Origin of the sequence: Streptococcus infantis (assembly GCF_047464615.1) — a bacterium.
GTDB classification, from domain to species: domain Bacteria; phylum Bacillota; class Bacilli; order Lactobacillales; family Streptococcaceae; genus Streptococcus; species Streptococcus infantis_Y.
In genome coordinates this window covers 26,497-39,626 of record NZ_JASHBO010000009.1, presented here as the reverse complement: position 1 = coordinate 39,626, position 13,130 = coordinate 26,497, and the positions used below count along the sequence as shown (strand labels likewise).

The 13,130-nt window shown below is 37.8% G+C and carries 10 protein-coding genes; all 10 read right to left on the bottom strand.

The annotated features are described in order from the left end of the window. Positions 1 to 4: 4 nt before the first annotated feature. Positions 5 to 826 carry a LicD family protein gene (locus QM450_RS06445; RefSeq protein ID WP_281335623.1) on the bottom strand — a complete coding sequence of 274 codons (822 nt, stop codon included), beginning with the start codon at positions 824 to 826 and terminating at the stop codon, positions 5 to 7. Beyond that, the gene (locus tag QM450_RS06440; protein ID WP_414320037.1) at positions 823 to 1,566 is read right to left on the bottom strand and encodes a WecB/TagA/CpsF family glycosyltransferase; all 744 of its coding nucleotides are present in this window, start codon (positions 1,564 to 1,566) and stop codon (positions 823 to 825) included. Before QM450_RS06440 ends, QM450_RS06445 begins: the two co-directional genes overlap by 4 nt. A 3-nt stretch (positions 1,567 to 1,569) precedes the next feature. Further along, entirely contained in the window at positions 1,570 to 2,940 is a 1,371-nt protein-coding gene (locus QM450_RS06435) for a sugar transferase (RefSeq protein ID WP_414320036.1), read from the bottom strand. A 15-nt stretch (positions 2,941 to 2,955) separates the two neighbouring features. Beyond that, complete coding sequence (locus QM450_RS06430; RefSeq protein WP_414320035.1) at positions 2,956 to 3,645, bottom strand: tyrosine-protein kinase; 690 nt, start codon at positions 3,643 to 3,645, stop codon at positions 2,956 to 2,958. Between the two features lie 10 nt (positions 3,646 to 3,655). Beyond that, positions 3,656 to 4,348, bottom strand: coding sequence for a CspC family polysaccharide chain length determinant protein (locus QM450_RS06425; protein WP_414320034.1), 693 nt, complete (start codon positions 4,346 to 4,348; stop codon positions 3,656 to 3,658). 8 nt (positions 4,349 to 4,356) lie between these two features. Beyond that, positions 4,357 to 5,088: a capsular polysaccharide biosynthesis protein Cps4B gene (cps4B, locus tag QM450_RS06420; RefSeq protein WP_414320033.1), complete on the bottom strand. Its 732-nt coding sequence runs from the start codon at positions 5,086 to 5,088 to the stop codon at positions 4,357 to 4,359. Position 5,089: 1 nt separating this feature from the next. Next, positions 5,090 to 6,535 carry an LCP family protein gene (locus QM450_RS06415; RefSeq protein ID WP_414320032.1) on the bottom strand — a complete coding sequence of 482 codons (1,446 nt, stop codon included), beginning with the start codon at positions 6,533 to 6,535 and terminating at the stop codon, positions 5,090 to 5,092. Between the two features lie 650 nt (positions 6,536 to 7,185). Further along, a complete protein-coding gene (locus QM450_RS06410) occupies positions 7,186 to 9,144 on the bottom strand; it encodes a peptide ABC transporter substrate-binding protein (protein WP_414320031.1) in 1,959 nt (652 codons plus the stop codon). 158 nt (positions 9,145 to 9,302) lie between these two features. Further along, positions 9,303 to 11,270 (bottom strand): peptide ABC transporter substrate-binding protein, encoded by a 1,968-nt coding sequence (locus tag QM450_RS06405; protein WP_075227262.1) that lies wholly within the window; start codon positions 11,268 to 11,270, stop codon positions 9,303 to 9,305. Positions 11,271 to 11,438: 168 nt separating this feature from the next. Then, positions 11,439 to 13,049, bottom strand: coding sequence for a glycoside hydrolase family 13 protein (locus QM450_RS06400; RefSeq protein ID WP_414320030.1), 1,611 nt, complete (start codon positions 13,047 to 13,049; stop codon positions 11,439 to 11,441). Positions 13,050 to 13,130: the final 81 nt, after the last annotated feature.

The window sequence follows — 13,130 nt, the reverse complement described above, 5'->3', positions numbered from 1 at the left end:
ATTTTTATCCTCCTAAATGCGATTTCTTTTCATCATCACTAGGCTCTTCGTGAAGATAGTTTTCTCCGTAAAGTCTTTTCAGGTAGCGGTCATACTCCGTTGGAACTTTAAAGAAGGTATCCTCAAAAGGCTTCTCTACTCCTTCTCCCCAAATTTCTACCGGCATAACTTCTTTAGCAAATAAAGAAGCATTGATAGTTCCAGCATACTGCTGCTTTTTCCAATCATACTTCTTATAAAGACTATCCAATCGTCTATAGACAGAATTTTGAGGAAATAGTTTTGCAAATCCTAGTTTTTTAAATAAACCAATAATTAGTTTTTGCTTAGCGGAATGCATATCCACATGGTCGCCAACATAGGTTGTTCCTAAACTTGCTAAAAAACGATACCAGTATACTTTGCCAAAGTATAGCTTTCTTAAAAACGAATGATTTGGAGCACCGTCCAAAGGAATGATATCAATCAAATGCAATCCTAAATTTGTATTTCGTGGCAAGCCCAAACGTTTTCTTTCATTTTCCAAAAGGAATAGGCGAGGAAAGTAACAATGCAAAGTGTCGCAATATTGATAAGCAAGAACCTGATATTTGCCTGCGATAATTCTATCCTTAAAAATTTCCGGAAGTCTATCGTAGCCTTCACGAGGTACTGCAATATCCATATCGTCATCCCATGGAATAAAGCCATCGTATTTGACTGCCCCAAGTACACTACCTCCACGGAGGAAGAAGTCTATATTATTCTCTTTACAAATTTTTTGAAACTCTTTTATAGCATCTAATTCAACTTGCTGAATCAATTTTACCATTTCTGTCTGGTTCAATATTTTACACCTCTTTTTGCTTTTAAAACTTTTCCTATGAATGAAACATTCCCTACAAAATAACGCTTAAAGAGGCGTTTAGGCTCATTTGCTACACGAAACAACCACTCAAGGTTTGACTTTTGCATCCATAGAGGTGCTCGTTGGATATGACCAGACAAGACATCAAAACTACCACCAACTCCCATAAATACCGAATTGACACCGTTATCCATAAATTTTTGAATAATATATTCTTTTTTAGGAGACGTAATACCAACAAACACAAAATCAGGGTTCTTTTCACGAATATCTTCTTGAATATCTTGCTCATCATCTGCAGAAAAATAACCATTTCTGTGTCCAACAACTATCAAATTAGGATAATCATTCTTAAATGCTTTGAGCATATCTTGCAAAACCTCTTCTTTTGCTCCAAAAAAGTAAACGGAATACCCTTTATTATTAGACAACTCTAAAAGAGATTGCATCAAATCAATCCCTGCCACTCGTTCAGGAACAGGTGTTCCTAAAAACTTACTTGCAAGAACAACGGAAGCGCCGTCGGCATTTATGATTCCTGAGTCATTAACAATTTTTTTAATTTTCTCATCTGTATGGCACTGATTAATTTTATCAGCATTAACTCCCATTAAGTGTAATGTTCTTTCCCCCAGTACGTATTGTTCAACAGCATCCACTGTTTCCCTCATCGTAAGAGGATCAATGTTAATACCTAAAACTTTGATTCTATTTGTCATCCCTCACTTCGCTCCATCTCTCATCAACACAACTTTAACAGTTTTTAACAAAATTTCAATATCTTTCCAGATTGTCCAATTATCAATATAAGCCACATCTAGTTTTACAACATCGTCAAAATCGGTTATTTTACTTCGGCCACTAATTTGCCACAATCCTGTAATTCCAGGTTTGAAGCTTAGGCGACGTTTTTGCTCTGGCGTGTACTTTTCGTACTCATCTACAGTTGGTGGGCGTGTGCCGACTAGACTCATGTCTCCAATCAAAACATTCCAAAATTGTGGCAATTCATCCAAACTAGTTTTTCGGATGAATTGTCCGATCTTAGTCACTCGAGGATCGTTATCAATCTTAAACATTCCACCTTGCATCGTATTTTGATCCATCAACTGTTCCTTGATAGCTTCAGCATCGATTCTCATCGAGCGAAATTTATAAAAGGTAAAGTGACGGCCATTTTTCCCGATACGAGTTTGAGAAAAGATTGCAGGTCCACCATCTTTACGAATCAAGGGGACCAAAAATAGACTAGCAATTCCACAAAGGAGCAACCCAACAATAGCTCCACAAATATCAAGGATTCGTTTGGCAATTATATGACTAGGATTGTAAAAGTTTGTAGAAAATGTCACCACATTCAAACCTGCCATCCCATGGATTTGTTTATCTCGACCTAAACTTTTATCGAAAGTATTTAAGTTAACTGTTACATCAATCCCCATTATTTCAAACTGAGAAATAACAGTCTCGATATCATAGTCCTCACTTGGGAGATTGACAAAAACTTCATCCACCACTCCATGCGTGGCATAAGAAAGCAACTGTTCCCTCGGCACAACAGCGACCTTATCATGAGTAAACTCTGGCATGTCTAAAACGCTTACTGCAACGATTCTCCCTGGAACATCATTAGCTGTTAATAATCGATCCAATACTTTTTCGGTATGTGACATCGCCGTAATCAATAAAATATTACGACTTCCCTTCACATTATGTTTGAAGATTCTCCAATATCTCTTCACAAAGAAACTGAGTAGATAATTCAAGACACTGTACAAGGAAAGCAAGTATACCATTCCACGCCTTGAAATTACAAACTTTTCTTTCAAGAAAAAACTTGAAAAACTAATCAGCAGAGCATAAAAGATAATATATTTAATTGTTTTTACTAACTCAACATACTGGCCTCGTTTAAAAAAATCCTTACCGTATCCACTGATATAGAAGGCGACAAAGTGAAGAAAAAACAGAACAAATACTGTATTTAAAACAATGTCAGTTTCTGAAATTGCAATCAGTACATAAGCTAATAAACTAACAAGTATACTCTGCAAGAGTGCCAGAGTTATATTGTAGAAGCCTCTTCCTTCCATACTGAACTCCCTATCTTATTTTTTTCTTTTACCATAAGAACCGTAAGTTCCATAAGATCCATATTTTTCTCGTTTAACATCAAATTTATTTAATACAACCCCCAAAAATGGGATCCCTGTTTGTTCTAACTGAACCTTAGCTTTTTGAACATCTCTTCTTTTTGTTCCACCAGCTTCTGTAACCAAAATCGAGGCATCGCATTTTTGCACAATAATTGCTGCATCAATTACAACTCCGATTGGTGCTGTATCAACGATAATATAATCAAAATATTTCCGTAGTGTTTCAATCATCAATCCAAAATTGGCACTTTGAAGAAGAGCTGTTGGATTTGGAGAAGGTGACCCTGATTGGATCATAAATAAATTATCAATGCTTGTTTCACAAAGACCATGGGATAAATCTTGCGTACCAGCAAGATAATCAGTTAAACCTGTGATTCGTTCTCTTGACTTGAATACTCCAGACATAACTGAATTTCGGATATCAGCATCAATCAGGAGTGTCTTGTAGCCTGCACGCGCAAAAGCCAAGGCAATATTTGTAGAAGTTGTCGATTTTCCTTCGCTTGGTTCAACAGAGGAAATCGTTATAACCTTTAAGTTATCTCCACTCAACTGTATATTGGTACGTAAAGCATTGTAGTACTCTTCTGCTTTTTTTACAGAGTTCAGTTTTTGTTGTGATAATTCTAACTTCGCCATAAGTTCTCCCTTACTTTAATTTATCCATATCTGGAATGACTCCAAGGAGTGAAATTTCCATAACATCTTCAATATCTTCTGGACGTTTAACACGGTCATCGAATAGTTCAAGCAACAAGACCACTACAATCACTAATCCTGCACCTGCTACAACTCCCATAATGGTATTTCGACGAATATTTGGTGAAGACGGTCCAGTTGCTGGACGTGCTTCCTCCAAGGTAGTTACGTCAGAAACACGGGTGACCGCAATAATCTTTTGTGCCGCAACATCTCGAAGTGCATTTGCAATCCGACTTGCTTCTTCAGGTTTGTAATCACTAACTGAAATAGATACGATACGTGTGTCTGCGGGAACCGTTACTTGAATCTTCTTAGCTAATATTTTCGCATTAATGTTTAAGCCAAGATCAGCAACCACTTTCTCTAGGACATCTTGGGAAAGAATGATCTCACGATAGTCCTTAACCAGGTAAGTTCCTGCTTGTAGATCTTGATTTGTCAATCCCGGTTTATCACTTTGGTTTCGATTAACTACATAGATCCGAGTTGTACTTCTATACTCAGGTTTAACAACAAAACTACTATATGCAAATGCAGCAGCTCCTGCTACGATGGCTACAAGAAGGATGAGCAGTTTCTTTTTCCATAGTGCCTTTAACAACTGAATAACATTGATTTCAATAGTATCTTTTTCTTTCATTATAACTCCTAAATAATTTGATCTTTAATGACTTTTTCGGGATTTAGTATAAAGAGTTCTCGGGCTTTATCCAATCCATACTTTTTACTCACTATTTCGTAGGCTTCCTTCATATAAGGAGGGCGACCATCTAGATTATGCATATCACTAGCAACTATATGAACCAAATCCCTCTCTAAGAAATAGCGAGCCCGTTTTTTCATAAATTTATAAGTATCACCAAACAATTTTGGTTTAAGGATACTCGAACTGTTGACCTGTGTATAACATCCCATATTGATGAGGTCTCGCACTCTTTTTTCATTATTTTCCAAAGCAGCGTATCGCTCTATATGCGCTATTACAGGTGTTATCCCCAACATGAGAACATTCGTTAGTGCATTATGAATGTCTCGGTAAGGAGTATTCATGCTGAATTCTATCAAGGCATAACGGGTGCCATTTAGTTGTGGAATCTGCTGATTCTCTAATTTGTTTAAAGCATCACTGCTGTAATAAATCTCTGCTCCATACAAGATGGTTAAATCAGGAGCAACCTCTTTAGCCAACTCCTTGACAACTTTAAAATTTCTTAATATATCCTCTTCTGGTGTTTCAAACATCCCCTTTCGACGATGGGAAGTCGAAACGATGGTACGGACTCCTTGAGCATAGGCCTCCTTCAGAAGCGCTATACTTTCTGTCTTATCCTTAGGACCATCATCTACATCAAAAACTATGTGTGAATGGATATCAATCATCTTATTTTCCTTCCATGATATCTTTAATTTCTGTTTTGAGTGTCTCTAAGCTATTTGGATCTACCTCTAGCATATAAAGGCTGCTGTCAGGCATGGCATAGGAAGGAAGATCCATACGACCAGTTCCCTTTAGATCTCGAGTGATGACAGTATATTTCCCTCCACTTACTAGTTGGGCGTTCACTAAACTAACCATTGTTTCAGGAGGCATATTAGTTTGGACAGAATCCTGTAAACTTTGCATAATATCATCAAAATTTTTCAATGCTTCTGCCGAAGTTAGTTTCTGGACAATTGCAGAAATGACTTTCTGTTGATTGCGCCCACGGTCTCCATCGCCATTTGCTAATGAATACCGCTCGCGTACAAAGCCTAGGGCCTGCTCAGAGTCTAGATGAACATTGCCAACAGGAAAATGGTAATTGCCATGAAGTGAGGTGAATTCCTGGTCATTATTAACATCGACACCACCTAAGAGATCAATTAATTTCAAGAAGGAAGTGAAATTGAGTCGTGCATAGTAATTTAGATCAATTCCATAAAGATTTTCCAAAGTATGAATCGAAGCATCCACACCATAAATACCTGCATGGGTCAATTTATCATTTTGGTTATTGCCTCCATCAGCTATGGGCACGTAGGCATCACGAGGGGTCGTTGTCAAGAGAATTTTCTTGGTTTCTTGATTAACCGTCATGATGATATTGACATCCGAACGAGAAACGGAGCTAATCGGTCCGTATGTATCAATCCCACTAATATAGATATTAAAAGCCTTGTTTTGAGAAGACTTAGGCGCTTCAACAGTTTTGGTTAGTTCTTTGGTATAAATCTTCTTGATTTTTTTGGCATGGTCTGGGTACTCTTGTTCGATCAGATTTTCAAAGACACTATTCAAAACAATTGCCTTGGTCTCTCCAGCTAAGAGACTCTTATAAGCCGCAAGATACGAAGAACTATCCTCAACCTTTAGGTCTTTATTCTGACTTGTCTTAATATCATCAAGCAATTTTTTGATATTCTCCGCATCTGTTTTTGTCGGAGCTGTCACACTGGATAGTTGGGACACATTACCAATCTCACTATCCTCCAAAACTGCAACACTGATAGAGTAACTAGAATAGTTAGATGTTGCATTTAAATGATTGGCCAAACTAACGAACTGATGAACTCCAACCAAAGCTAGTGAGCTGGCTACAATAGATAGCAAGAGCATGATTAAAGTAAACTTCTTAGCTTTTCTATTTGATATTAAAAATAAAGCTACTAGCGCAATGAACACCATAATAGCTGCTAGAAGAAGATTGAAATAACTAACGGCTAAGATATGATATCTGAATATTAAAAACAGCAAAAAACAAGTAAGTACTATATATAGAAACAACAAAATAATATTGAAACTTTGCTGAAACTTGCTCGTTTTATTTTCTTTTAAACGTCTCCCCACCTTACACCTCTATTAATTATTTTATTTCTATTATATCACAAAGTAATACCAGATGCTATCAACACCTGAATTGCAACCGTTTTATTTTACCTTGAAACCAAAAATACTATATTTCAATCATTAAATGCCTCATATCTTTTTTTGAAAGAAGACTTCCAACAAAAATACCAGGAGATAAAAATCGGTTGACAAGTTCTCAATACCATACTCTCACACCCTAAAACTTTCAATAATCACCAAGAAAGTGGAAGATTTTAGCTAGAAAAACTCATTTTTTACAAAAATAGCCTTTTAGAGTCTCAAAAACAACCCACTATCGCAACAAAGATTTATCGTTATAGTAAAATGAACTTGGAATAGTACGCTACAAATTCTAAAACATTTTTAGAATTTGTAGTAGATTTAATCTAGAACAGTGCACTACAACTGCTAAAAATATTTCTAGAAATTAGTTTGACTTTCCTAACCTTTCTGTTCATACCTTATTTCAATCTACTATAATAAAAAACAAGAGGCAGGGTAAAAGTTTTCAAAATAAAAAAACACATAGTATTAAGTGTTCAAAAACTTTATACTATGCATTTTATAATTGAAAGCTTCACTCAATTTCATTTTCAAATTGAGTTTTTACCCAACCTATCTTCTTAAACTTATTTCACGTGACTTTCAAAGTCTTTTTGACTCTTCTCGACAGAATTTTTACGTTCTTGTTCCCATTTAGCCTTCGCTTCAGCAAATTGAGAGCTTGTAACAACATCTGTCTGCAATCTCATGTACTTGTAGTTGCTTCCAGTTCCTTTGATACCAACTAGTGAGTAAGCACGTGTAAATGGTGTCACGCGTGTCACCGAAGCTCCACCACCGTTTGACACAACTGGGATTAGAAGGGAACTATCAATCAACCAAGCTTGTGCATCTGCGTAGTTTTCATAGCGTTTCGCTACGTCTGTATTTTCTGCATCTGCTGTTTTTAATTTTTGAGTAAATTGGTCCAAACCTAGACTAGTAATCTTGTTTGCATCCTTGCTTGGATCAAGTCCCAAAATCTTGAGATAAAATCCATCTTCAGAGTTGAAAGGATTGAGGTAAGTCGAAGGATCTTGGTAGTCAGCTGACCATCCATCCAAGTTCAAATCATAGTCATGATCTGCCGGTGTTGGTGCTTGAGCTGTTGCATTTGTATAATCATCTGTCGACAATTGGATAACATCAACCACTACATTTTCAGAACCGAGCGTTGATTCGATTGATTGTTTGATTGAGTTTGTTCCAGAAAGCAAGGTCTTGTTAACCTGGTCTACAGGCAAGTCCAAATGAATTGGGAAGCTCACACCTTGGGATTCTAATTCTTTTTTAGCTTCTGCAAACTTGGCTTGTGCTTTTTCTTTATTGAAATAACCGTCTTGAGCATCTTCAAGATTCATATTTGACCATTGTGTACCATAGTTGACCAATTTGGAAGCAACTGTTTCACCAAAAGTCTTGTCTCCAACTTGTACGAAAGTTGGTGGTACAAGCGAGTTACGAAGAGTGTTCTTAGCTGCTTCTTCACCATTTGATTGAGCTGAGTAGGCTGTACGATCAATGGCGAAGTTAACTGCCTGACGGAAGTTTTTATTCAAAACTGCAGCTTGAGTTGCTTGTTTTTGCTCATCGCTTGTTTTTGCAGTGTGGTTATAAGCACCACGGTTGACGTTAAAGTTATAGTACCAAGATGTTGCATCTTGCAAGCTATAAACGATATTGTCCTTGTATTTTTCCTTTGTCTTAGCGAAGTTTGAGCTATTTGGATAAACACCTGCAGATGAGTAAGCACCACTTTCAAAATTACGGATTGTCAAGTCTTGGTCTGAACCATCAAAGTAGACCAATTTTACCTTTTCAATCGTTACTTTTTCTTGGTCATAGTAATGTGGGTTTTTCACATATTCGATAGAAGACTTAGATGTAAAATCTTTTAACAAATATGGTCCGCTATAAAGAATGCTGTCAGGTTTCAAAGTTCCGAAGTCTTTACCTTTAGAAGCAAGGAATTCTTCGTTTACAGGGAATAAGATACTGTTGGTTGTTTTTGAGTTCCAGAATGGTTCTGGTCGTGTCAAGGTATATTGGACAGTATAGTCATCTAAGGCTTTGACACCAACATTTGAGAAGTCAGTATTTGCACCTGTTATATAATCATCTAAGCCCTTGATAGAGTTCTGAATCAAGTCCAAGGCTTGTCCCTTGTTGTCAGCAGCATACTTGATACCAGTTACAAAGTCTTGTGCTTTAAGGGGAGCGTATTCTTCACCGTCAGCTGTAAACCACTTGGCATCTTGGCGAAGTTTGTAGGTATAAGTTAAACCATCCTTAGAAACACTCCAATCTTCTGCAAGGGCAGGAATGAGGTTTCCATAGTTATCATTTTCAAGCAAACCATCAACCAAGTTGGTTATAATAGCAGTGTTATCACCAGAGTAGTCCAAGAGATAGTTGAAGGTTGTTGGATCTGCACCAAAGGTAGACGAGTATGTTTTGCCGTCTGATGCTGACTGGCCACATGCTGTCAATAGGACCGCAGCAGCAAGTGTCAACCCCGCTCCAATCAAACGTTTTTTAAGTTTCATGTTTTATTTCTCCTCATATGTTAGGTTTTGTAACATGGTTATATTTTAACAAATTTTGTCCAAAAAGTAAAGTTATATACTGATTTGACCTCTCATTGAAAATCAAAAAATAAAGAAATCCCGCTTCAAAACAGGATTTCTTTAATCATTACAAAAGACTATTTAACATGATTTGCTAGTTCTTTTTGGTATTTGGCATTTGTTTCAATTTTCTCTTTTTGCCATTTCTTGAGAGCTTCTTCGTATTCTTTAGCTGTTACAATATCATTTTGCAATTCTAAACCTTTGAATACAAATGGATCTCCTTTGATACCAACTTGAGAGTAAGCTTTTGTGAATGGCACTGTACGGCTAACTGTCGGAGAACCACCTGAAGAAGCTACAGGGATAAGAAGTGAGCTATCTGAAACCCAAGCTTGTGCTTTGGCATATTTTTCATAGCGTTTGTTAAGGTCGCTTGTTTCTGATGCTGCATCATCCAAGAGTTTCTTGTACTCATCAAGTCCAACTTGAGCCATGACTTCTGGATCTTTACCTTTTGTGATACCTAAGTGTTTAAGGGCAGAACCTTTCTTAGCATCTAAGATATTGAGGTAGGTTGCTGGGTCTTGATAGTCTGGCCCCCAACCAGTTCCGTTCAAGTCATAGTCTTTTTGAGAAGGCACTTTGGCTTGAGATGTAATGCTCATTTTCTCATTGTCAGTCATTTGGAGTACATCAATGACAACATTTTCACTTCCAAGTGCTGCTTCGACAGACTGTTTGAGAGAGTTGGTTTGCTGTACAGCAATGACATCAGTTTGTTCAACTGGGATATCCAAATGGATTGGGAAGGTTACACCTTTAGCTTGCAATTCTGATTTTGCTTTTTCAAAGGCAGCTTTTGCTTTTGTTGGATTGTAAAGGGTATCTTTACCATCTGTTAAAGCTACATCCTTCCACTGGTCTCCGTATGTTACCAATTGTTCTTGAGCCAATTCACCGAAGGTCTTTTCACCAACTTGAACATAGTCATAAGGCACAAGGCTGGTACGGATAATCTTGTCTGCACCTTCTTCGCCATTCATCTGTGCAGAGTAAGCATGACGGTCAAGAGCGAAGTTGATAGCTTGACGGAAGTTTTTATTGAGAAGCGCTTCTTTAGTTGATGTTTTTTGGGCATCATCTGTCTTAGCTGTTTTATTGTAAGACTGACGATTTACGTTGAAAGTAAAGTAATAGCTTGTCGCTTCTTGCGGGCTATAAACGATCTTATCGCCGTATTCTTTCTTAGTTGAATCAAAACTTGAACTAGTTGGGAAGAGACGAGCTGTCGTATATGAGCCTGACGCAAAGCTACGAATCAATGATTCTTGGTCAGAACCATCGTAGAAGGTAAGCTTGACGTGGTCAATTTTAACATTGTCTTTGTCCCAATAATTTGGGTTCTTTTCGTACTCGATCACTGATTTTGAAGTGAAGTTCTTCAAAATATATGGACCATTGTAGAGAATACCTGAAGGCGCTGCCGCACCGTAATCTTTTCCTTGAGAATTTAAGAATTCTTCATTAACAGGAAGCATAGTCGCTGTTGTCACCTTAGAATTCCAGAAGCTTTCTGGTTTGTTCAAGGTATACTCGACTGTATAATCGTCAACTGCTTTGACACCGACTGTTGAGAAGTCATTTGTTTCACCGCTAACATACTCTGCCAAACCTTTGATAGAGTCTTGGATAAGAGTTAGGCCATCTGATTTACCATCTGCAGCATGCTTCAAACCAGTCACAAAGTCTTGGGCCTTGACTTCAGCGTACTCTTCTCCTTCAGAAGTATACCATTTGACACCTTTACGTAGCTTGTAAGTGTAAGTCAAACCGTCCTGTGAAACAGACCAGTCTTCAGCAAGCGATGGAATCAAGTTCCCATATTTGTCATTTTCCAAGAGTCCATCGACCAAGTTAGCAATGACGTCTGATGTTGAACTTTTACTAGTAACGCTATAGTCCAATGTTGTTGGATCAATAGCATATACATACGAAAATGTTGTTGGAGCATCTGCTTTTTTCTCAGTCTTGCCACAAGCTGCCAAAAGAAGAGCTGCGCTCATCGTTATCCCTGCTACTGCGAGCCACTTTTTCGATTTCATCGGTATTCTCCTTTAAAATACTATTTTTCACCATTATACCCTATTTTTATATAAAAGCAAGGATTTTCAGGTGATTTTTTAGAAAATTCAAACTAATATTTATTAAAGAAGTTTTTACACTTATTTTAGAAAAAACTCAAGCATCTTTGGATACTTGAGTTTCTGGCTTTAATCAGCTAGTTCGACACAGAAGGCATCCCATGGAGCCAAGGTCTGTGTAGTCAAAACTGCTTCTACTGAGGTATTTTCAATCAAGATAGACTTGACTGACTCTTCTGCTGTAAACTCTTGCTGCTGGTTGGACAAATTGGCCACAACTAGGAAACGACGGTCGCCATCTTTACGGGTATAAGCAAAAACTTTTTCAGCCGTTTCTAGCAGTTCAAAGTCAGCACGAATCAACCAGTTATTTTCCTTACGAATTTCTACCAGTTTTTGATAAGTGTAAAAGATTGATTCTGGATTTGCTAAAGCTTCTTCTACATTTATCTTTACATAGTTTGGATTGACAGACAACCAAGGTTGACCATCTGAAAAACCAGCATTTTTTGTCTCATCCCACTGCATCGGTGTACGAGCATTATCACGCCCAATCACACGGATACTGTCCATGATTTCTTCCATTGGAACGCCTTTTTCAAGAGCTTCACGCGCATAATTGAGGGACTCAATATCCTCTACTTGATCCAGTGTTTCAAATGGGAAATTGGTCATCCCAATCTCTTCTCCTTGGTAAATGTAGGGAGTCCCTCCCATGAGATGAAGCAAGATTGCATACGCTTTGGCAGATTTTTCACGGTAGTCTTGGTCATTTCCCCAGATAGAAACAATACGAGGGAGGTCATGGTTGTTCCAGAAGAGGGAATTCCAGCCATCTTCAACTCCCAACTCTGTCTGCCATTTGTTGAAAATCTCTTTTAATTTCCCTACATTTAGCTCTTTTTGGTAATGCCACTTAGGTTTACCCTCATGATACTGAAGACAGATATGTTCAAACTGGAAAACCATAGACAGTTCTTGTCCTTTAGGATCTGAATAGAGTTTGGCAATCTCTGGTGTTGCTCCCCAAGTCTCCCCTACTGTCAAGAGCTCTTTGTCGCCGAAAGTAGCCTGATTCATTTCCTTGAGATAGGGATGAAGCATAGGACCATTGTTGACAATTTTCTGATCAGGAATCTTTCCAATCATGTCAATGACGTCCATACGGAATCCACCAATCCCTTTATCAATCCAGAAATTCATCATTTCATAGATTTTTTGACGTAGTTCTTCATTTTCCCAGTTAAGGTCTGGTTGCTTCTTGCTGAAAAAGTGCAGGTAGTATTGACCTGACTTTTCATCATATTGCCAGGCAGATCCACTGAAAATTGACTCCAATTCGTTAGGTTCATCCTGCCAGATATAGTAGTCTCGCTCAGGACTATCAGGATTTTCACAAGCTTCAATAAACCAAGCATGCTCATCTGATGTATGATTGACAACCAGGTCCATAATGATTCGAATGTCTCGTTTTTTTGCCTCAGCAATCAGCTCATCCATATCTTCCATGGTTCCAAAGATAGCCGCAATATCTTGATAGTTGGCAATATCATAACCATTGTCATCCATGGGGCTATCATAGACTGGAGAAAGCCAGATCGCTGTGATTCCTAAATTAGCTAGATAGTCTAGCTTACTGGTAATCCCAGGCAAATCACCAATCCCATCTCCATTGCTATCCTTAAAACTTTTTGGATAAACCTGATAAACAACGGCATTGTGCCACCATTTTTCTTGCATCTTTTTACCTCTATTTAAAATTGACTTTACTCCATCATAGACCTTTTATCAAAATTATGCAAGCGTTTGCTTTATCTTTTT